The sequence below is a fragment of the Cobetia sp. 5-25-4-2 genome, from assembly GCF_013374075.1.
In the GTDB taxonomy this organism is placed as follows: Bacteria; Pseudomonadota; Gammaproteobacteria; order Pseudomonadales; family Halomonadaceae; genus Cobetia; species Cobetia marina.
This window is the reverse complement of the sequence record NZ_BLWK01000001.1, coordinates 839,295-860,006: the sequence shown is the minus strand read 5'-3', so window position 1 is coordinate 860,006 and position 20,712 is coordinate 839,295. Positions and strand designations below refer to the sequence as shown.

The 20,712-nt window shown below is 54.7% G+C and carries 16 protein-coding genes; all 16 read right to left on the bottom strand.

Going from position 1 to position 20,712, the window contains the following annotated elements; genetic code table 11:
* Positions 1–9: 9 nt before the first annotated feature.
* The 16 genes from icmH to HXS65_RS03620 all read right to left on the bottom strand — a co-directional run bounded on the left by icmH (position 10) and on the right by HXS65_RS03620 (position 20,710).
* The gene (icmH, locus tag HXS65_RS03695) at positions 10–792 is read right to left on the bottom strand and encodes a type IVB secretion system protein IcmH/DotU (RefSeq protein WP_176493131.1); all 783 of its coding nucleotides are present in this window, start codon (positions 790–792) and stop codon (positions 10–12) included.
* Positions 789–2,132, bottom strand: coding sequence for a type VI secretion system baseplate subunit TssK (tssK, locus tag HXS65_RS03690; RefSeq protein WP_136938001.1), 1,344 nt, complete (start codon positions 2,130–2,132; stop codon positions 789–791). The genes icmH and tssK overlap by 4 nt, the downstream gene beginning before the upstream one ends.
* 72 nt (positions 2,133–2,204) lie before the next feature.
* Complete coding sequence (gene tssJ / locus HXS65_RS03685; RefSeq protein WP_164850341.1) at positions 2,205–2,813, bottom strand: type VI secretion system lipoprotein TssJ; 609 nt, start codon at positions 2,811–2,813, stop codon at positions 2,205–2,207.
* Between the two features lie 10 nt (positions 2,814–2,823).
* Positions 2,824–5,520 (bottom strand): type VI secretion system ATPase TssH, encoded by a 2,697-nt coding sequence (gene tssH / locus HXS65_RS03680; RefSeq protein WP_176493130.1) that lies wholly within the window; start codon positions 5,518–5,520, stop codon positions 2,824–2,826.
* The gene (gene tssG, locus HXS65_RS03675; RefSeq protein ID WP_176493129.1) at positions 5,517–6,644 is read right to left on the bottom strand and encodes a type VI secretion system baseplate subunit TssG; all 1,128 of its coding nucleotides are present in this window, start codon (positions 6,642–6,644) and stop codon (positions 5,517–5,519) included. Before tssG ends, tssH begins: the two co-directional genes overlap by 4 nt.
* Positions 6,608–8,443, bottom strand: a complete 1,836-nt coding sequence (tssF, locus tag HXS65_RS03670; protein WP_176493128.1) for a type VI secretion system baseplate subunit TssF — start codon at positions 8,441–8,443, stop codon at positions 6,608–6,610. Before tssF ends, tssG begins: the two co-directional genes overlap by 37 nt.
* Complete coding sequence (gene tssE / locus HXS65_RS03665) at positions 8,443–8,931, bottom strand: type VI secretion system baseplate subunit TssE (protein WP_233593521.1); 489 nt, start codon at positions 8,929–8,931, stop codon at positions 8,443–8,445. The genes tssF and tssE overlap by 1 nt, the downstream gene beginning before the upstream one ends.
* A 116-nt stretch (positions 8,932–9,047) precedes the next feature.
* A complete protein-coding gene (gene tssC / locus HXS65_RS03660; protein ID WP_077377255.1) occupies positions 9,048–10,547 on the bottom strand; it encodes a type VI secretion system contractile sheath large subunit in 1,500 nt (499 codons plus the stop codon).
* A gap of 15 nt (positions 10,548–10,562) precedes the next feature.
* Positions 10,563–11,090 carry a type VI secretion system contractile sheath small subunit gene (gene tssB / locus HXS65_RS03655; RefSeq protein WP_077377258.1) on the bottom strand — a complete coding sequence of 176 codons (528 nt, stop codon included), beginning with the start codon at positions 11,088–11,090 and terminating at the stop codon, positions 10,563–10,565.
* Positions 11,091–11,183: 93 nt separating this feature from the next.
* Positions 11,184–11,933 (bottom strand): hypothetical protein, encoded by a 750-nt coding sequence (locus HXS65_RS03650; protein ID WP_084208888.1) that lies wholly within the window; start codon positions 11,931–11,933, stop codon positions 11,184–11,186.
* A 46-nt stretch (positions 11,934–11,979) separates the two neighbouring features.
* Entirely contained in the window at positions 11,980–12,381 is a 402-nt protein-coding gene (locus tag HXS65_RS03645) for a copper resistance protein NlpE N-terminal domain-containing protein (RefSeq protein WP_176493127.1), read from the bottom strand.
* A gap of 966 nt (positions 12,382–13,347) precedes the next feature.
* Complete coding sequence (locus HXS65_RS03640; protein WP_176493126.1) at positions 13,348–14,217, bottom strand: tetratricopeptide repeat protein; 870 nt, start codon at positions 14,215–14,217, stop codon at positions 13,348–13,350.
* A gap of 207 nt (positions 14,218–14,424) precedes the next feature.
* Positions 14,425–15,303: a tetratricopeptide repeat protein gene (locus HXS65_RS03635; protein WP_176493125.1), complete on the bottom strand. Its 879-nt coding sequence runs from the start codon at positions 15,301–15,303 to the stop codon at positions 14,425–14,427.
* Positions 15,304–15,577: 274 nt separating this feature from the next.
* Positions 15,578–16,450: a tetratricopeptide repeat protein gene (locus HXS65_RS03630; RefSeq protein ID WP_176493124.1), complete on the bottom strand. Its 873-nt coding sequence runs from the start codon at positions 16,448–16,450 to the stop codon at positions 15,578–15,580.
* A gap of 159 nt (positions 16,451–16,609) precedes the next feature.
* Positions 16,610–17,482: a tetratricopeptide repeat protein gene (locus tag HXS65_RS03625; protein WP_176493123.1), complete on the bottom strand. Its 873-nt coding sequence runs from the start codon at positions 17,480–17,482 to the stop codon at positions 16,610–16,612.
* A gap of 3 nt (positions 17,483–17,485) precedes the next feature.
* On the bottom strand, positions 17,486–20,710 hold the full coding sequence (locus tag HXS65_RS03620; protein ID WP_176493122.1) for a T6SS effector BTH_I2691 family protein: 3,225 nt from the start codon (positions 20,708–20,710) through the stop codon (positions 17,486–17,488).
* Between the last annotated feature and the right edge of the window lie 2 nt (positions 20,711–20,712).

Here is a 20,712-nt window from a genome sequence, read left to right as displayed (position 1 = left end):
CGTCACGCCTCATGTCGTTGCGAACAGGGACGACAGTCGCTCGATGAGCGCCGTGACCTGAGTATCCAGCAGGTTGTCGAGCACCAGATAGACCGCCCCGCAGCACAGCGCGATCACCAGCAGATAGACCCAGACCGGAATTTCATAACGCAGCAGCTGACCGACCTGGTCCGGCAATTGCCAGCCCGGTGCCAGCACGTCGGATGTCTGACGGTAGCGCGCGATGTCCTGGCCCAGCGTGCTGGCCACGTAGCGCAGCTGATCACGGTGTTCGAGGCGGAACTTGCCCTCGAAGCCCAGCGCCAGACACAGGTGATAGACCTCCAGCACATCCAGGTTGGCCTTGACGTCGGTGCGCAGTGCCTCGAGACGCTCGAAGAAGCCCTCACCCGCCAGATGCACGCCGAAGTAGGTGTACTGCAGCGGATGCAGCTCCAGATGCTGGCGAATGTTGCTGGCACCGGCCCCCAGCACGCTTTCATCGAGGAAGGCGCACAGCGCGTACTGGGCGTCACGCACCTGATCCATGCTGTAGCCGACCGCCAGTGCCTGGGCTTCCAGCTCGCGGAAGTAGTCGGCGACCCGGGTCAGGAACTCATCGACGTTGCGCGCTTCACTGCCGCGACGAATCATCAGGATCAGCGAGAAGAAATCCTGGGACAGCGTGCGCAGACGCGTGTCCGCCGGGACCGATGCGCCGGATCTACCCGCGCCGCCACTTCCCTGGGAAGGCGCCCGGGAAGGATGATGTGCCGCCGTGTCGCTCGGCTGGGTTGCCGTGGTCTGGGTCATTTCAGCACCGCCATCAATTCAATCTTGAGGTTGTGGAAACCGCCGGGCACGTAGAAGGCGATGGCCTGCGCGGCCATCATGCGTTCATACATGCGGCCCTGGGGTTCCAGCGCGAAATAGTGGTTATCGAGGCGCGAGGGAATCGCGGTGGGCAGACGCGAGGCGTGTACCAGCGAGCCGCCGGGCATGGCGCTGTTGACCACCACCTCGATGTCATCCGGCGAGCCGACCTTGAAGGCACGCGGCACCAGCTCCAGCAACTTGGCGCCGGGCATGTCGGCATGCACGCTGATGTAGAAGTCGGCGTCCACCAGACGCGCATCGTGCAGGTGAGCGATGTAGTAGGACGGCTTGGTCTGTTCCAGCGCGATGGGGATGTACTGGTTGGGCACCACGGTGTCCAGCAGCTCGCGCGCCATGGTTTCCAGCGTCGTCAATGACTGGACCGGGTCTTCATGGCGGTACGGCGGCAGGTCACTCAGGCGGTAATCCATCGAGAAGGTCATCAGGCTGGCGACCAGATCCGACAGGAAGGTGTAGAGCTTCTCGGGATGCTGCTGCGGGTGTTGCAGCAGATGCGCCAGGGCCGGGTAGGCACGGTTGACCGTATGCAGCAGCCAGAACAGCGCCACGTCGCTTGAGCCGAATTCCGCGACCTGATCGGCGCGCTCGCGGCGACGGCCTGACAAGGTCTCGTGCTTGGCCTGCAGCATGCCGGCCAGGCGCTGGCCCATAGCCATCAGTGTCTCGCTGCTCGAGAGGTGCAGCGCAGGCGGCACGAAGCGCGGCGAGACCGAGAAGCCACCGGCGGCATTGCGCGTCAGCACGGCCAGCGGACAATGCGTGCTGCCCTCCAGGTCATCGCCTTCCAGCAACAGACGCACATTGAGTTCCAGCAGGCTCAGCTCGTTCTCGCCATCGCCGTCCAGCAGGTCCGGCAGGGAATCGAAGCGCTGACGGAAGCGACGACGGGCACCGCGCTGCTGCTCATCTTCCTGCACATTGCCGGCGTAGGGTTGTACCAGGCTCAGCGCAGCATGCACCTTGATCTCGCTGTGACCGGCCAGCTCTCCCAGGTCACGCGCCCGCGGCAGACTATCGTGCTGGGGGGCATCGAACAGCGTGCCATCCGGGAAGACCAGTTTGAGGCGGCTGAGCTGCAGGCGGCCCTGGGCCAGCGCGCTTTCATCGATCTCAAGCTGCTGCACGCCGAAGGCGAAGGGCCCGCTGCGCGTGCTGGCCTCGCCGAGCTGCCACTGGTGATATTCGTCCTGATACTGGAAGTGCTGGGGCAGCAGGAACATGCCCTCGGACCACCTCACGCGATTATGCTTGCTCACGAATCCATCCTTTATAAAGTCCGTCCGGTGTCGCCAGTGACGTGCCGCCCGTCAGGCGGAATGGCTCACGCCTCATGGCGGTGTCGTCGTCGCCAGCAGGTCTTCGCTGTCGGGCGCCACCGTGATGTAGTGATCGGCCAGCGTCAGTTCGACGCCGTCCGGTGAGGTGAACAGGCCGTCCTTGCGCATCGCATCGGCATCGAACAGCACGCGCCAGCGCGCGTCCGGGGTCTGGCGGAAATAGGCCGCGACCGCCACGTACCGCGCGCCCGGCTTCAGCGGCGCCTCATCGACGACATGCCCGCCCGGCACCATCACCACTTCGCGGGTATCCAGCAGGGAGTCGCCCAGTACCTTGTCGGCGTGATCCCAGAGGCCATCGGGCGAGGCGCTGGTAAAGGCCTCACTCGCATCCAGTTGATAGATGCGAACCACCACCGACAGTGACGCCTCATCGACATCCGGATTGAGCGAGTCATCGGCATCGAGGGTGAAGGCGACCGTCTCGTCCTGACGGAACAGGATGTCCCCCACCGTGCCATCCATCTGCTGGCCAAGACGGCTGCCGACCCCGCAGCCGCCGAGCAGCAGGCTGGCGCACAACATGACGGGCAGCCAATGGCGCGGACGCAGAGACGTGGTGCGCCGCTCAGCCTTCACGTGATATCCCCGGAATGACATGTGGGCTTCCTCACTGCATCTCGTAGGTGAACTGGCCGGCGTCATCCAGCGCGATGCTGACATCGCCCACCGGCTGCTGATCGGCCATGCGTTCCAGCACCCACTCCACCAGCGGCGGCATCAGCGAGCCACTCAGCAGGTGATCGATGCTGCGCGCACCGCTGTCGGTCTGGGTGCAGCGCTCGGCGATATGCGTCGCCAGCGACGGGGCGAAGCTCAGGTGGGCGCCGTGGTTGCGCGTGAAGCGTTCCGCCAGACGCGACAGCTTGAGGTCGACGATGCGCGCCAGGATGTCGCTGTGGACCGGGTAGTACGGCACGACCTTGAGGCGGCCGAGGAAGGCCGGCTTGAAGACGCCATTGAGGGTGTCGCGCAGCTCCTCGACCAGCGCTTCCGGTGCCGGCGGCGTCGCCACGCCCAGGCAGCGGTTCATGATCTCGTCGGTGCCGACGTTGGAGGTCAGCAGGATGACGCAGTTGCGGAAGTCGATCTCGCGCCCTTCGCCATCCTCCATCACGCCCTTGTCGAACACCTGGAAGAAGACTTCCAGCACGTCCGGATGCGCCTTCTCGACCTCATCGAGCAGCACCACGCTGTACGGCTTGCGACGCACGGCCTCGGTCAGCACACCGCCCTCCCCGTAACCGACATAGCCGGGCGGCGAGCCTTTCAGCGAGGAGACGGTGTGGGCTTCCTGGTACTCGGACATGTTGATGGTGATGAGATTGCGCTCACCGCCGTACAGGCTGTCGGCGAGAGCCAGCGCGGTTTCGGTCTTGCCGACCCCGCTCGGGCCGAGCAGCATGAAGACACCGATCGGCTTGTCGGGGTCTTCGAGCCTGGCGCGCGACAGGCTGATGCGCTGGCCGATCTCTTCCAGGGCGTGGTCCTGCCCGAGCACGCGCTCGCCCAACAGCGCCGGCAGACGACGCACGGTGTCGATCTCGTCACGCTGCATCTTGCCCAGCGGAATGCCGGTCCAGGCGGCGACGACCTCACCGATGGCGTTGCCATCGACACAGGCGTGCACCAGCGGCGCCTCGCCACCGGCGGCTTCCAGCACCTCACGCGCGGCACGCAGCTCGGCCAGCGCGGCGTCACGCCCGGTGGCATCATCGGATTCGTTGGCCGCGCTCAGGGCGGCGTCAGCCTTGAGCACCGCCTCGACGGCCTCACGCTGACGTGTCCAGTCGGCTTCCAGCGCCGTCACCTGCGCGGTGATCGCCAGCACTTCGCTGTCAATCTCGTCCAGACGCGGAGCATGGCGGTCATCGCCGCGCTCGTGCTCGCGAGCCAGTGCCGCACGTTCGGCCTCGAGATCGCGCAGGCGCTGACGGGCATCTTCCAGCGGTGCCGGCGTGGTCTGCTGGCCCAGCGCGACACGCGCACAGGCGGTATCCAGCACGCTGACCGCCTTGTCCGGCAGCTGACGGCCGGTGATGTAGCGGCTGGAGAGACGCACCGCCTGCACGATGGCGTCATCGAGAATCTCGACCTTGTGGTGATCGCGCATGCGCGTCGCCAGCCCGCGCAGCATGTCGATGGCCTGCGGCTCGGCCGGCTCCTCGACCTTGATCACCTGGAAGCGACGCGCCAGGGCGGCGTCCTTCTCGAAGTACTTCTTGTACTCGGCCCAGGTGGTGGCGGCGATGGTGCGCAGCTCGCCACGCGCCAGCGCCGGCTTGAGCAGGTTGGCGGCATCGTTCTGGCCCGCCTGACCGCCACTGCCGATCAGGGTGTGGGCTTCATCGATGAACAGGATGATCGGGTGCAGGCTGCGCTTCACTTCCTCGATCACGTCCTTGAGGCGCTGCTCGAATTCGCCCTTCACGCTGGCGCCGGCCTGCAGCAGGCCGAGATCCAGGGTGCGCAGCTCGACACGTGCCAGCGGCGCAGGCACTTCCCCGGCGACGATCTTCTGTGCCAGTCCTTCGACCACGGCGGTCTTGCCGACCCCCGCCTCACCGGTGAGGATCGGGTTGTTCTGACGACGACGCGTCAGGATGTCGATCATCTGGCGCACTTCGTCATCGCGCCCCAGAATCGGGTCGATGTTGCCGGCGCGCGCACTGGCGGTCAGGTCGATGGTGTATTGATCCAGCGCCGGGGTCTTGTGGCTGCCCGGGCGTGCAGCGCCACCGCCCTCGCCTGCCGTCTGCTCGCCGCTGCTGGCGGCGGATGGCGTCGGCTGCGAGCGCTCGGCCTCGGGACTTGCGGCCAAGAGGCTGGTGAAATGCAGGCGCAGGTCTGCGGCATCGATACGCGCCAGCGGAGTGTCGTGACGTGGCTCGAACGAACGCTCCAGCGCGGAAGCTCCCAGGCCTGCGCGCTGGGCCAGTTCCGGGTCTTCCAGCAGGGCCAGCAGCAGGTGTCCGCTGCGGATATGCGCGACTTCGTGGTCGATGGAGGCGATCAACCAGGCCTTCTCGATCAGCCGCGTGATATGCGGTGAGAGTGCCGGCGTCGCGGTGCTGCCCGTCTTCAGACGCTCCAGCGAGCGGTCCAGCTGATCGGCGAGTTGATCCAGCCCCAGCGAGTAGTGACGCACGATGCGCAGCAGGTCGTTGTCGTCACCGTCCAGCAGCTTGATCAGCAGATGCTCGACATCGACTTCATACTGGCGCTTGGCAAGGCACAGGCCAGCGGCCTCTTCCATGGCACCGCGGCTGACATCATTGAGCTTGGCGAATAGCGTCTTGAGACTCACGGGGTCACTCCATCGAAGGGGATTCGTAGCAGCACATTGCCTGTGGTACTGCGGGGTGTCTGGCCCAGCCAGCCCAGGCGGCCCAGCGAGATGCCACCGGCACCTCCCAGGCGGGCCGGCGGCACTTCACTGGGCTCGAGCTGCAGCTCCAGCTCGAAATCGAGCTCCGGCCCGACATAGAAACGGATCAGTTCCGTCATGCGCAGATGGTCCTCACCGCCGTGCAGAAAGCGGCGGAAGTCCGCCAGGCGCAAGGGGCCGACCGCGATACGCACGCAGGATTGGTAATCCCAGGCGCGCTTGCCGGCCACGGCGCTCTGTCCCAGCCGGGCATTGGCCTGCCCCAGGCGCGTCAGCTCCGGCTCGCTGATCTCGAGCCAACGCCCCTGGAAGGGCTTCACCTCACACGGCACGCCGAAGAAGCTGCCCAGCAAGGTGGTCAGGTTCTGCTGATTGCGGGGCCGCTGACCGAGCAGCCCGGCGAAGAAGGAGAACAGCTCGCGCGGCAGTTCTCGGCCGTCCTGATTGCCGAGCCCCCGGCTGGGTGCCGCGTTGTCGCGATTCTCGTCGACAAGGGCATCGTCCCCCGCGAACAGCAGCTGCGCGGAGCGCCCGGAGACACCGCTGAGCGCGAGCAGCTGGCGCTCGAAGTCCGTCTCGCCGCGACGCTCATACTCGATGTGGAAGCGATACTTCTGCCACGCCTGATAGAACAGCGCCGTCATGCGGTGAGAGAACAGATCGAAGAAGGCATGAGCCCCGTCATCGCGCAGCTGCACGTGGCGGTCGATCAGCGTCTCGGTGTACGGACGCGGCAGGACACCGGACGGGCCCACCAGCCCCATGAAGGTGACCTGCACCTGGGTCAGCGGCTGGTCGGTCGGAGAGCGCGATGTCTCGCTCTCGAACACGAGGTCACTCACTTCGCTGGCCGGGAAGTTCAGCGACAGCTGGCTGCGAAAGCGCAGCGGGTCCTCGTGGGGACGCAGCTCGGGTTCGAGGCGTCCGGCACGGCTGTAGTGCAGCCGGAGCAATCGCACCAGCTGAAAGAAGCTGAACCGGTAAGGCTCAGCGCGCGCCTGGTCGATCAGACCAGGGGCTGAGTGCCGGTTCTGGCGGGCCATGTCACGACGTCCTTTTCGCGCTGGCGGCTGCGCAATGTCAGCCGAGTGAAACTGTTGAGCGAGCAGTACTGCCCGAAGAAGTGATCCAGCACCATGCCGAACACGAAGATGCCGCTGCCGATGAACTCCTGTTCATCCAGCTCCAGCGTGATGCCGGTACCGCGCACGAAGGCCGGGCGAGGATGCCCGATCCGTGTCATCGCCGGTGCGCTCTGGATGCTGGCGATGCCGTTGATCTGGCGACGCGTGGCCTCGAGGTCGCGATAGTTGTAGAGCGAGAGCATTTCCAGCAGCACATCGCGGCCACGCTCCACCAGCGACAGATGGTTGAGCGAGAGATGCGAGATCAGGCGCCAGATGACGCCCTTGCCCATCGGCGGCCGCGCCGAGGGCGTGGGCTTGCGCAGGCAGCGGATAGCCTTGACCACCTGCTCGCGCGGCAGCGTGAAGTCACCGCGCGGATGGCCGAAGCTCAGTCGCTGCGGCAGGTCACGATTGCTGCAGGTCAGCTTGAGGCTAAGCACGTCACTGGTGGCGTCGATGGCATTGAGCTCACGATCCGCCAGGCGCAGCAGCAGCTCGGTGCCGGCATCCCGCTCACGGGCGGACGGCACCCGCCGCGACAGCCAGTAGCTGGTCTCGCGTGACGGCGCACTGCCCTGCGGCTCGAAGAACGGCGGGCAATAGCGCACGTGATCGCGTTCGGCGGTCTTCTGTACGCGCGTGACGCGGTCGATCGAGATCACCTCGGCGCCGTGCGGATTGCGCACATCGGCCACCACCGGATATTCCGCCTGGGTATGGGTGAGCAGGATCGGCTCGGCCTGTCGCTCGAACAGGTTGATCACCGGCGTGCAGCCGAGGCGGAAATGATTGCGCCCCAGACTCTGGGACAGCCGCGACAGACGCTCGTCCAGCGCATAGTCCGCGAAGTGGAAGTGCAGCTCGAAACGCGTGCCGCTGGCGCGCGCCAACAGACGTGTCAGCCCTTCGACATCGAAGAACATGAACTTGTCGGGGAAGGTGAAGTACTCGTGCAGCAAGCGATAGCCGAGGAAGGAGCGCTCGGGGTAATCGATCAATCCTTCCTCGGGCGCGAACCCGACCGGCTTGAGCGAATCCGTCGGCAGCGAGACTTCACGACGCTGCCCGCCTTCATCGAAGCTGACGCTCAGGCGAGTCAGGTTGTTGAACAGCAGTTCGTACATCGGGTGCATCAAGGCACCCTCGCCGTCCAGGAACAGGCGCAGGCGGTCGATCCCGAAGCTGCCCACCGACTGGTCATTCAAGGCCTCGAAGGCCAGGTCCAGTCGCGCGACGCTGTCCTTGTCGCGACCATTGAAGGCCGAGCGTTCCAGCAGTGAGAAGCCGGCGCTTTCCACGCGCAGCGGCCACACATCCACCGGATAGCAGGTACGGAAACGGCACGCCACGCCTTCCACCGGGCGCGAGAACATCTCGGTATGCCGCGCGACCTGATAGCGCCCGGTCAGCGAGGTCTGCTCACCGGGGTCGAGCTGGGCGATCGACAGCGACGGCGTCGGTCGCAGGTAATGGGGGTAGAGCACATCGAGGAAGGCCTCGACGATTTCCGGCAGATCATCATCCAGCTTCTTGTGAACCCGTGCCGACAGGAACGCGAAGGACTCGACCAGGCGCTCGGTGTGCGGGTCTTCGCAGTGGTCGCCTTCCAATTGCAGCCGCGCGGCAATCTTGGGGTACTCACGAGCGAACTCCCGGCCCAGAAAGCGCAGGTGCGAGATCTCTTGTTCGTAGTAAGGCAGCAGTTCATCAAGCATCAGGAAAGGTTCTGCACTTTGTATTGCTGAGTGTCGGCATGCAGCACGGCATCGAAGGCCACTTGCCGCGTTGCATCCTTGAGGACGAGGAGCGTCTCGACGCGAAAGCGCAGGAGTCGATCCTGACCGTCCTGGTCAAGCAGCTTGACCTGCACGTTGCGAAAGCGACGGTCATTGCTTTCGATGGCGTACTCCAGCTGACGCTGGATCAAGCGGCGGTCTTCACTGCTGTGCAGGCCTCGGCCGAGAAAGTCCGGCAGACCGAAGCCCAGCACCGTGCCGCGCAACCCGGGAAAGTCATTCAAGCGCCCTCCCAGCAATTCGCTGCGCGTGTTCACCAGAATCTCGAGGTCACGCACGATGGTGCGCTTGTACTCGTCGAGACTGACGAAGCGTTGCTCCTCCGCGGCTTCTCCCTGATGCGGAGCATCGTCCTGCAACCGATCCCACAGGGTGGGAATGAGGCGGCGGGTGCCATTCATGCGCATGTCGCCTCCTTCATGGCGATAAGCCGCACCGTCAGGCCGGCGTTGGCCAGTCTGACGATGCGGGCGTGCAGGACACGCAGGGAAAAGAGCGAGGGGTCTTCAGTGACGAGACGTCATCAGCTACGAGTGGACTGCGGCAGCTCTGCGACCAGGCGCAGCGAGGCGGTCAGTTCATCCAGCTGGTAGTGCGGCCGCAGGAAGGTCACGGCCTTGAAGACACCCGGCTTGCCCGGGACTTCCGCGACTTCGACACGTGCTTCACGCAGCGGGAACTGCGCCTTGGCTTCCTGGCTGGCGTTGTCGTCCAGCAGCACGTACTGGGACAGCCAGTCGTTCAGGTAGCGCTCGACACTGGTGCGCGAGGCGAAGCTGCCGACCTTGTCACGCATGATCGCCTTCATGTAATGCGCGATGCGTGAGGTGGCGAAGATGTACTGCATCTGCGAGGACAGCCGCGCGTTGGCGTTGGCCACGTCGGTGTTGTACGTCTTCTGCTTCTGGGCGGACTGGGTGCCGAAGAAGGCGGCGTAGTCCGTGCCCTTGCAGTGCACCAGCGGGATGAAGCCCAGGTCTGCCAGCTCCTTCTCGCGACGGTCGGTCACGGCGATCTCGGTCGGGCACTTCAGCGCCACTTCACCATCGTCGGTCTGGAAGGTGTGGGTCGGCAGGTTCTCGACCAGGCCGCCGCCCTCGACACCGCGAATGGCGACACACCAGCCATAGTTGGCGAAGGCGTCAGTCACGCGAGAGCCCATGGCATACGCCGCGTTCATCCACAGATACTTGTTGTGCTCACGGCCATCGACGTTCTCGACGAAGTTGAATTCCTCGACCGGCGTGGTGTCCGGGCCATACGGCAGACGGCCCAGCACGTGCGGCAGCGTCAGACCGACATAGCGCGCATCTTCGGAGTTGCGGAAGGACTTCCACTTGGCGTATTCGACGGTGTCGAAGATCTTGGACAGATCACGCGGACCGCTCATCTCGGTGAAGGAGTCCCAGCCGAACAGCTCCGGAGACGCCGCGGAGATGAAGGGAGCGTGCGCCGAGGCGGCCACGTGGGAGATCTGCTCCAGCAGATAGATGTCTTCCGGGCTGCGCGAGAATTCGTAATCGCCGACCAGCATGCCGAAGGGCGCGCCACCGAAGGTGCCGTACTCTTCCTCGTAGACCTTCTTGAACAGCGCGCTCTGATCGAATTCCGGCGCCGATTTCAGGTCACGCACCAATTCCTTCTTGGTGGCGTTGAGCATCTGGATCTTCATGTTGCTGCCGGTCTCGGTCTGATCGACCAGATAGCGCAGACCGCGCCAGGAGGATTCCAGCTTCTGGAACTCACTGGCGTGCATGACTTCATTCATCTGCTCGGAGAGCATCGCGTCGATCTCGGCGATACGCGCATCCAGCACGGCGATGAGGTCCTTGCTGGGCATGACTTCGCCATCCAGCACCTGGGCGACCAGCTCTTCGATCAGGTCGCGTGCACGGGTGCGCTCGGTCTCGGAGCGCGCCACGCGGCTCTCGGAGATGATGCTGTCGAGCAAGGAAGACTGCGGCGCGAAGACGGTATCCTGTGCCTGCGGTGCCACTGCTGATTCACTACGATTGTCACTCATGGTCTGACTCCGCAATCAGTTGTCGTCTTTGCGCACGGCTTGCTCGCGACCGAACTCGTCGCCCAGCGTCTTGAGCTTCTCGCTGTTCTGCAGCACGTCCATCAGCAGCTCTTCCAGCTTGTCATTGCCGCCCATCTTGTTGCGCAGATCGGCGAGCTTGTTGCGCACATCCAGAAGCTTGCGCAGCGGCTCGACCTGCTTGACGACATTCTGCGGCTCGAAGTCTTCCAGCGAGTTGAAGTTCAGCTCGACCGGCAGCTGGGTACCATCCTTGCTCAGCGTGTTGTCGACGCGATAGGCAAGGCGCGGCTTCAAGCCCTTGAGGACGCCGTTGAAGTTGTCGCGGTCGATGGCGACGAACTTGCGGTCCTTGAGCTTGGGCGGCGGGCTGAGCGGGTTGCCGGTGTAATCACCGACGGCACCGACCACAAACGGCAGTTCCTTCTGCTCCTGGCTGTCACCGATCTCGACGTCGTAGGTGATCTGGACACGGGGTGCGCGAATGCGTCCCAGCTTGTGTTGTGTGCTATCCCTCTCCGCCATGGGGCATTTCCTTATGTGCAGTTGTGAAGTGGTTGCGCGAAGCAAAAATGGGGTCCCGCTGAATCAGCCGGAACATCGCCGCTGACACGCCACTCAGACAGCGGCGATCGCCCTGAGCAGCCGCTGCTTGACGGCGTCATCCATTGACTCGATGTCCGCGACATCGATCAGTTCTTCAAAGGTGTCATTGCCGGCGATTTCGGTACTGCGCAGGATGGTGTCCTGCTCCGGCAGGTGCGAGGTGATGGGCGACCCCACCACGCAGAACGGCATGCTGCCGAACTCGCCGAGCTTCTCGAAACTGACCGGGAAGCGCAGCCCCAGCAACAGTCGCCCGAGGCCCGGGGCACGATTGACGCAATAGAACAGCATCAGATAGTGCACCACGTAGCGCAGCAGCTCGGCGGTGCTGCGATTGGGGTCCTTGATGATGTGACGGAAGCGTTGCAGCGAGAAGCCATCGAAACCCACCACCCAGCGGGTCGGGCTGGTGACGCGAATCACCTTGCCAGTGGACTCGAGACGTACATCATATTCATGCGGATAGAGACGCGGGGCCGTGCTCAGAAGCTCCAGCGGCACATCCAGCTCCTGCAGCAAGCGGAAAGGCTCGGCATTGGCCGTGGAGTCATAGAGGGCGGTAAATTCCTTGAAGGCATGCTGTGCCTCACGGCCGCTACCGCGCGGTGCCCCTTGCAGGTATTCGCCAAAGATCATCTGCGGGCGAATCAAGGCCCCCAGGGTCGTCAGATAATCCGAGGCGTTCTCATACAACAGGTCACTGACCACACGCGTCTGCTTGCGCTGTCGAATGAAGGCTTCAATGTCAAAGGACGAATCCATGTCAGATACTCTCCGTGCGCAGGTCCTGCGCAACGCGTGGTGAACCTCAGCCAAGCGGCTCGGCACGGGTGAACTGGTAATCGCTGTCAGCGCCCTTCTGCCCCATCAACTCCAGGGTATCGCCGCCCTCCTGCATCTTCAGGTTCAAGGGCGTATCCCGCTCGAGATGCAGATAGGTGGTGCTGTCGGATGTCTCGGCCTCGAAGTCGCCCCACTGCGTGGTCACGAAGTCTCCACCCACGGCATCTACATGCGCTTCCTGCAGGAAGAACGCCGTGGGCTCGCCACTTTCGGGATCACGATGCAGGGTCAGATCCGCACGGATGAGGCGGCAATCCTGGCAGGGAAGCGTGCCGACGAAACGCTCGATGGGCGGGGGGACATAATCAGTGGGCCCCTGCTCCGGTGTCGAGCTGCACCCAGCCAGCAATGACAGCAAGCCTGCCATGAGCAGACCCGCGATCCTGAAAGATGGCAGGTGGAATGATTCGCCGCGCAGTGAGGGCTCGACACCAGTTCTTGACATCAATCTGCTTCCCTGTCAGATAAATCAAGTGTGTTGCATACTCCTGCCACCTTCAGATGAAAGTGCCCGAAAAGGATAAATGGAAGGCGTCCGACGGCAGGCATTCAAAGCGTCAAGCACAGGCTCAACGTCTATCGTGTTTCAGTATATTTATTCTATCGCACACGCGAATATGGAAACATATTGCAGTTGCAGATTCCAGCAAGAAACGCAATCCCGCTATCGTTTAAGCATCGATTAATCGCGTTGTTGCCGCTTGCTAGCGCTGCTCATGAGCTTCTATCGTGGCTCACGAAGTTTGCAGAACAATGGGACACCAAGCGCGCCACAGCGGGAGTGAAGACTCAATCCTCACCCGTCACCCGAGCCTGGATTGCCGAGCATGCAATACCTCCATGAAGGATGAGAACTCAAGGACATTCCCTGAATCCTCTGGGATAACAGAACTGTTACGTATTCGTAAAAATTGGGTAACAAATCTCGTGTCGGAAGATTGCTGACAAGATTTTGCCCTTTAACCTTAAAAACAGCACCGCCTAATATAATAACTCCCACTGCTCTTTCAATGAACAGGCTGGGCCGATGGCAACCTGCACCGCAGAATATTCATGGATGGCATATGGCTATAATTCTTGACTTGTACCGATGCGACTCCTTGACTTGCCCCCTCACGGTAATACCTGCAGACCCAGAGCCAGGCCCTACTCGCCGTATGCCATCGAAGGCTAGCCTGACCGCCTTTCCCTGCTACAGCCTGATGACACCTCCACCCTTCCAGCGAGCCTGAACCTCGACCGCCTGCCAGCATCTAGAGCCCCAAGCACGAAAAAAGCCCGAGCCTTGGAAGGACTCGGGCTTTCTGCACAACACTGAAATCAACTGAGTCGATTAGCGGTAACTGCCATCAGACTGGCGTTGGAGGCCGTTATAGCCAGGATTGAAGTGGCGATGCTCTTCTTGCCACTGCCTAGACTGCTGCCTGGCTTCAGCGATCTGTTCATTAGTCATTTTTTTAGAGAGTCGTGAACGCCCTGCACCACCGATACTACCGCTTAAATCATAATACTTATAGGCTTGGATCAAGTCGACTTCAGTGCCGTAACCCTTTTCATAATACCTACCAAGTGGTTGAAAATATCCCAAACTGAATTCACCGTAAGGCAAACTACTAGCTTTTAACCTCCACTTGAAAGCCAAGCTAGGATTTTCATCACCCGCTAGTCCATGTTCATAAAAATAAGCTAAACCTATTGCAGATGGGGCATCGCCATTTTCAGCAGCCTTTTTCAACCACTTCTTCGCCTCAGCAAGATCAGTGACAAATAGATCTCGAGTATTCTCCCTCCAGTATGCTCTTGCTAATAAAGCCTGGGCTTGTACATAACCTTTGCTACCGGCTTCGATAAACAACTCACCGGCCTTATCTACATCCCTCTTTACGCAAGCACCATTATAATACATAGTCCCAAGCACAAAGATCGCATCTGCAATATAATTATCGGCTGCAAATTCAAAATTCTCAAACGCTTTGCAATTATTTGTTGCTTCCAAGACATGATCATAGTTTCTGAGGTAAGCAATCCCAAGATAATAACTTTCTATAGGCGTCCTAATATCTTTCATAGATAGAGAAATATAATCAAAAGAACTATAGTCATCATTAAAGCTTTCAGTATCATTGTCTTGATGAAGCACATCTGCTTGTGTGGCGCAGCTAATAAAAATTAGCAACAACAAACACCATATTGATCTATTCATTTATTACTCTACCAAATTTTAACATATGATTAATATACCACCTATGACTCTATCCGCGAAAATTGATGCAAAATATTTTATATAAACCAACAGCGACTGAACTTTGACATAAATGCACCAACGACCTTAGAAAATATAGCATCTATAAAAGCCCGAGATCTAGATAGACTCGGGCTTTATGTACAACGCTAGGGTGGACTTAATCTACTAACGGTAGCTACCGTCAGATTGACGCTGAAGGCTGTTGTAGCCGGAATTGAAGCGACGATTTTCTTCTTGCCAGTGTCTAGATTGTTGCCTGGCTTCGGCTATCTGCTCATTGCTCATTTTTTTAGAAACTCGAGAACGTCCTGCGCCACCGACACTACCGCTTAAATCATAATACTTATAGGCTTGAATCAAGTCGGCTTCAGTACCGTAACCCTTTTCATAATAACGAGCCAAGGGTTGAAAGTATGCCATTGCAAATTCACCATATAGAAGACTACTTGCTTTTCGTCTCCATTTGAAAGCTAACTCTGGGTTTTCATCTCCACCTAAGCCATGCTCATACAAATAGGAAAGTCCTATAGCAGAAGGAGCGTCACCATTATTAGCGGCTTTCTCCAGCCAATGCCTGGCTTTTACAGTATCCTTCGCAAAAAGGTCTCTGGCATTCTCTCCCCAATATGCTCGACCTAGTAATGCTTGAGCCTGCACATAACCACTACTTCCTGATAGTATTAGAAACTCTCTAGCTTTCTCTAAATTCCGATCAACACACAATCCATCGTAGTACATAATAGCCACAACATAAGAGGCATCTGCAACATCATTTTTTGAAGCAATTTTAAACCCATCCATCGCCTTGCAATAATCTATATCATCAAAGACATTATTTTTATTTCTAAGATATGCATAAGATAAGAAATATTCTTCTCTAGCTGTCCTTGCCTCCCCTTTTTCAATCAGGTCGTTATAGTTATAGGATGCATACTCTTCACTAAAAGCTTTCACATTATTAGTCTGATAGTAAACCTTTGCGCTAGCGGGATTCACGCTAAACAAAATAATGCAAATAGAAAAGACAATATATTTGACAATCAAATCACTAGCCTCATAAAACTGTCACTCCTATAAAATATATTGGTACTTAAAATTAAATTATCAATAAACCTGATAGTAGAATAATCCGTAACATTGAGTTATGAGCATAAAATAAGCTCAATACTCTACAAGTTAGCTAAAACATTACACCTAGGTTCCAAAAACTAACCCTTTCAAGTATTGAAGAGTATTAGTAATTGAATTTTAATTCATCACAAGTAACTCAGTAGAAGGGCACATTCGATATGCCCCCTTACTTTAAAATAATAATTTACTACCTAGGCATAACGTAAGTATTAGTTTCTTCCTGCAGCTCTAAAGATAGTCGCTTTGCTATAGCTATTTCTTCATTAGTCATGCTTTTCATTATTCTAATTTTATCTTTATCTTTAGCAGGCTGCAATTGGTCATAATACTTATATGCTTGCACTAGATCAATATTAGTACCGATTCCTTTTTCATAATATCTACCTATGGCCATATAGACACTAGTATTACTACCTGCTGGCATCTTAGTAGCCTTAAGGAGCCATTCAAAGGCTTTTTTATCACTCTTCTTTACACCCACTCCGTTATATAACATATAAGCAACATTGACCGCTGATAACTTATCATTATTTTTTGCAGCTCTAACGAACCATGCAAAAGCTTTTTCTGAATCTTTATTCAATAGATCATCTATATACGTATCATCTCCCGAATATAACAAGCCTAATTTCCTTTGAGATGCAAAATACCCTAACTCAGCTGACTTAATCAGGTAAGATAAAGCTTTTTGCTTGTTCTCATCCACTAACTCACCTTGATAGTATATGTTAAATAAATTAAACCCCGCATCTACCAACCCATTTTCCCACACGTCTCTAAGTACTTTTAGGCCCTTTTTTTTCTCATCTATGTCATTTTTGCTTTGAAGCAAAAGTAACGCATAAAAATAACCCTTAACCATATTTCCGCTAAGGTATTCCTTTCTTACGTATTCAATATCTCTCAATTTATCGTTTTTAAAAAAAGAAGGCCCTGTATTATCAATTTGAACCACAAAAGGCTCATGGATCATTTTTTCGGCTGTTGAACTTTTATTTTCTATATCGTTTGAACATCCTAACAATAGCGTCAAAAGCACAATAGAAATGAATAGTTTCACTATAACCTGCGCAAAATAAGTTGAATTATATGTTTTCAAGATAATATTGTATGAACTTTGTCACAATATCACCAATGATCTTAAAATATAGCATCTATAAAAGCCCGAGGCCTAGATAAACTCGGGCTTTATGTACAACACTAAAATGGAATTAGTCCACTAGCGGTAGCTACCGTCAGATTGACGCTGAAGGCCATTATAGCCGGGATTAAAACGACGATTTTCTTCTTGCCAGTGTCTAGATTGTTGCCTGGCATCAGCTATCTGCTCACTGGTCATTTTTTTAGAGACTCGAGAAAGTCCTGCGCCTCCGACACTACCGCTTAAATCATAATACTTATAGGCTTGAATCAAGTCGATTTCAGTACCGTAACCATTTTCATAGTAACGGGCCAAAGGGAGAAAATAACCCATAGCAAATTCACCATAGGGTAAACTAGAAGCTTTGAGTCTCCATTTGAAAGCTAACTCCGGATTTTCACTCCCTCCCAAAGCATGTTCATATAAATAGGAAAGCCCTATAGCTGAAGGAGCATCGCCATTATTCGCTGCTTTTTCAAGCCATTTTCTGGCCGCTGCATTGTCAGTTTCATAAAGATCTTCAACATCCTCTCCCCAATAAGCACGCCCAAGTAGCGCTTGGGCTTGAACATACTGTTGTTCTGCTGCACGAGTTAGGAAACTACGTGTTTTATCTAAGTTACGCTCAACACACTGTCCATTATAATACATTATTGCAACATTAAAGGTCGCATCAACAATTCCACTTTTTGATGCGCTTTCAAAACCATGAAAAGCTTTACATACATTAGTTTCTTTAAGCACATTATTTTCGTTTATCAAGTACGCAAATGCTAGAAAATACTCTTCTCTAGGGGTTCTCTTTGAACCTTTATCGATGAGCTGATAGTAATTATAAGATGAATATTCTTGTCCAAAGCTGTCAGACAAATTATCTTGATAAAGAATATCGGCTTTAGCACAATTAATACCAGCCAATAATATAAAAATTGACACAGCCACTTTAAGCATCGCTTAGAGCTCCTCTCTTTTAATATAGATTGTATCTTCTAGCTGGGATTCACCCTGTGATAACACTACTCTAAGAGCTAGATCTTGAGCATCTAACTGACTATATATAGATTTAGAGCCAATCACATATCGATTGTTACTATTAGAAACATCTACCTTTATACCATTATCTGTAGATGATCTACTATTTGGAGTTAAGACTCTATTGTTATGACCTTTTACTTCCTCGATCGCATCCTCAGTGTAATCAAGATTTATACTTGCATAAGTTTTAGCTTTATCTAAAGAAATGTATTGAATACTCAGGGTAGAATCGTTCATATCAGGAGTTTTGATCACAAACTCAACAATATAATAAACCGATAACTCGCCACCCAATGTAACGGCTAGTTGATCTCTCACATCTTCATCTATGTCTGATGATATATCTTTTATGTAGAACTCGATTTCAATACCACTAAACACCATATTCAATCCGTTTAGCTCAGAACTTGCGTTCTCATACTTCTGAATACCGCCGGTATCATACCCGATGAAGCTTCTACTAATCCAAGTCTCAACAGCACCAGGGACATAGGTCTTATACCAATTAATACCGATGGCAATAACCGCGAACGCTATTACAGCCCCTACGAGCAAACTTGCCATAACTCCAGCGATGAGATAGCCTGCAATTAAACCGACAGCTGTAGCGCTTGCGGTTACTGAAGCCATCATATTATTATTTTCTTCGCTAATAGCTCTGCCATTATGTTTATCGGAGTTGGCTTGATCAAATTTATCGACTATATCATAAAGAGCAATCAAACCAGAAACACGCCCTAAAAAATTCCCAAGTACAGTCCATCGTGTACTCAATGAGAAGCTGGCCCAAGAATTAGCAGGAATATGGGCCGAAACACCTTCTGCCAACTTTATTGATGCAGCACCTATTGAGGCTATGTTTGATACTATCGCGTGAAACTTTATTTCTTCACCTTCCACCTTATTCTTACTGACAGATAATGCTACTCCGGCCATAGCGAGTACAGCAGGTACAATTTTGCCATAGCTACTAGAGGTTATTTTTTCTTCTGTTATGCCTTCTAATACAGTGGCCGCAGCCCCTGCATATTCAATATAATTTCCTGTATCATTAGATAGGCTATAGGCCTGATTGATATTATCTTTCTGTTTAAGCGTATGGGTTGGAATTACTACTTCTATACACTTACTTGTACCAGACATACATCTCAGAAGAGGAATATTAGACTTTCCACCATTGCTAGCTGGTTCTGATTTAAAATTCTCAGCTTTCCTTTTCGAACTATTTATAATCTTATCCTGATAATCATGCAACCATTCTTCATAGTTTGATAGTGTCACCGTCTTACGCTCAAGAAGAATAAACGAAACTTCTTTCGAAGAGGCATTTCCTCCTGCCATACATGACATTTGCACTAACTTCATGAATTTATCAAGTGCTTTTTCTTCTACTGTTTGATTAGCATTCGAATTAAAGAGATTAACGTTAACAGAGTGCTGCAGAAAATAGACAAACGAATACCCAATAGATTGGATATTTAAAACTTGAGAATTGATAATCGTCTCGTATAATTCTTCTTTATTTTTTGTCTGATATGAACAACTTTCAAAGATAGCATCGAAGACTGCAAGCCATTTCAGGAGCTTACTTTCATCCAAGTAGGTACCGTCACTCAGCTGCGAAGTATCCAACGAGGCATCAGCGATCAGATCCTTATCGAACATGAAAAGGACAGATATAACAAACGAATCATCTTTCAGTACATCTTCCGTTAGCTCTTTCCAACAGGATGCACTGGCAGGTGACAATATCCCACCCTTGATTAGCCGTGAGACTATATCTGTGTATAACCCTCCAATCTCCAAGTTATTGAAAAAACACCCTGGAACTAAGGATTGTGAATATTTGTACAACCACTGCGCATAATCATCATCATGCACACGCATCAAAAAATCACATTTCCGAGTATGATCTTTATACTTTCTATCAAACTCTATCAGCGCTTTAGAGTCATATATTCTATCAATCTGTTCGTTAAAGTTCTCATGGGTGCTCTCCTGCCTAGACTTCAGTATGTCATAATCTATTTGTTTTGCTACAGAAGCAGGACCAGTCACCTTAGGACGATTTTCATCCACAAGTTTATATGATGTAGCAAAACTATCCTTGAATTCCTTAATAGCATTGCTACACAACTTCATCCTACGACGCTCTTCATTTCCTTTCTCAGGATCAAAATATTCATCAATTGCAGCAAGCGCCTGGTGACGATAAGCGTTGAGCTCTTGGATAATACCTATTTCGTCATTGACCGCGAGGATCAAGCCTCTGCCCTCGTAGTCCGTCGAGGCATATCTGAGACGCTCGCTCATCGTCTGCTTCATTTCTTCTGGGCTATAGAGATCACGCTTTGGTCCACTGGACCAGAATTGCTCATCCAGCCCTGCTGCACCGGGACTATATTCAGCGACCTGATCCAGCTCTTCCAAGCTGAAAGCATGATCTTGTGCTACCCCTGCTTTCCAGTCAGTAACATTGAATTTCTGCAGATACTTGTCACACCAGGGATCACCGCTGAGAATTCTGGATTTCACCTCATCCAGAAACCCTTCAGGCCATGCATGTTCCGTGTAGGCATAATACACATCACCGCTCTTGTCAGGAGTCGTGATAGTGACCAGAGAGGCTTGTAACGATTCATTCTTGACGCGTGTGACTTTTTCTTCATCACTCTCGCCATCTCTATTGGCTGACTCGAGCGTACACGGCATCGCCATCTTGTCCAGAGATGGGGGCTGCTTGACAGGGAACTGGTAATATTTACCATCGGCGGTAATCGCAAACGCAGACCAATACATGCCATCGGGGTTGTCTTTATCGAACAAGTAAAGATAACCGCTGCGCAATTGGCGCAGGATATATTTATTGACCTGACTGGAGGTGCTATGAGCTATCTCTTCCTTGACCTCAGAGGGAACCACGCGCGTGGTGCGCTTACCGTTTTCAAGTGTCTGGTCCAGCTTTATATCAGTAAAAGCCTTCACCCTGTCTTCTGACAATTCAGGGATTTGCTGATTGGCATCATTACGTTGGCAGACAGCATATCGAACAGGCAGGATCGGAAAGCCAGTACGCTTGCAGAAACGACATTCGCCATTCACGACACTCAAAGCGACATGCTGATTTACTATTTGACCTGACATGA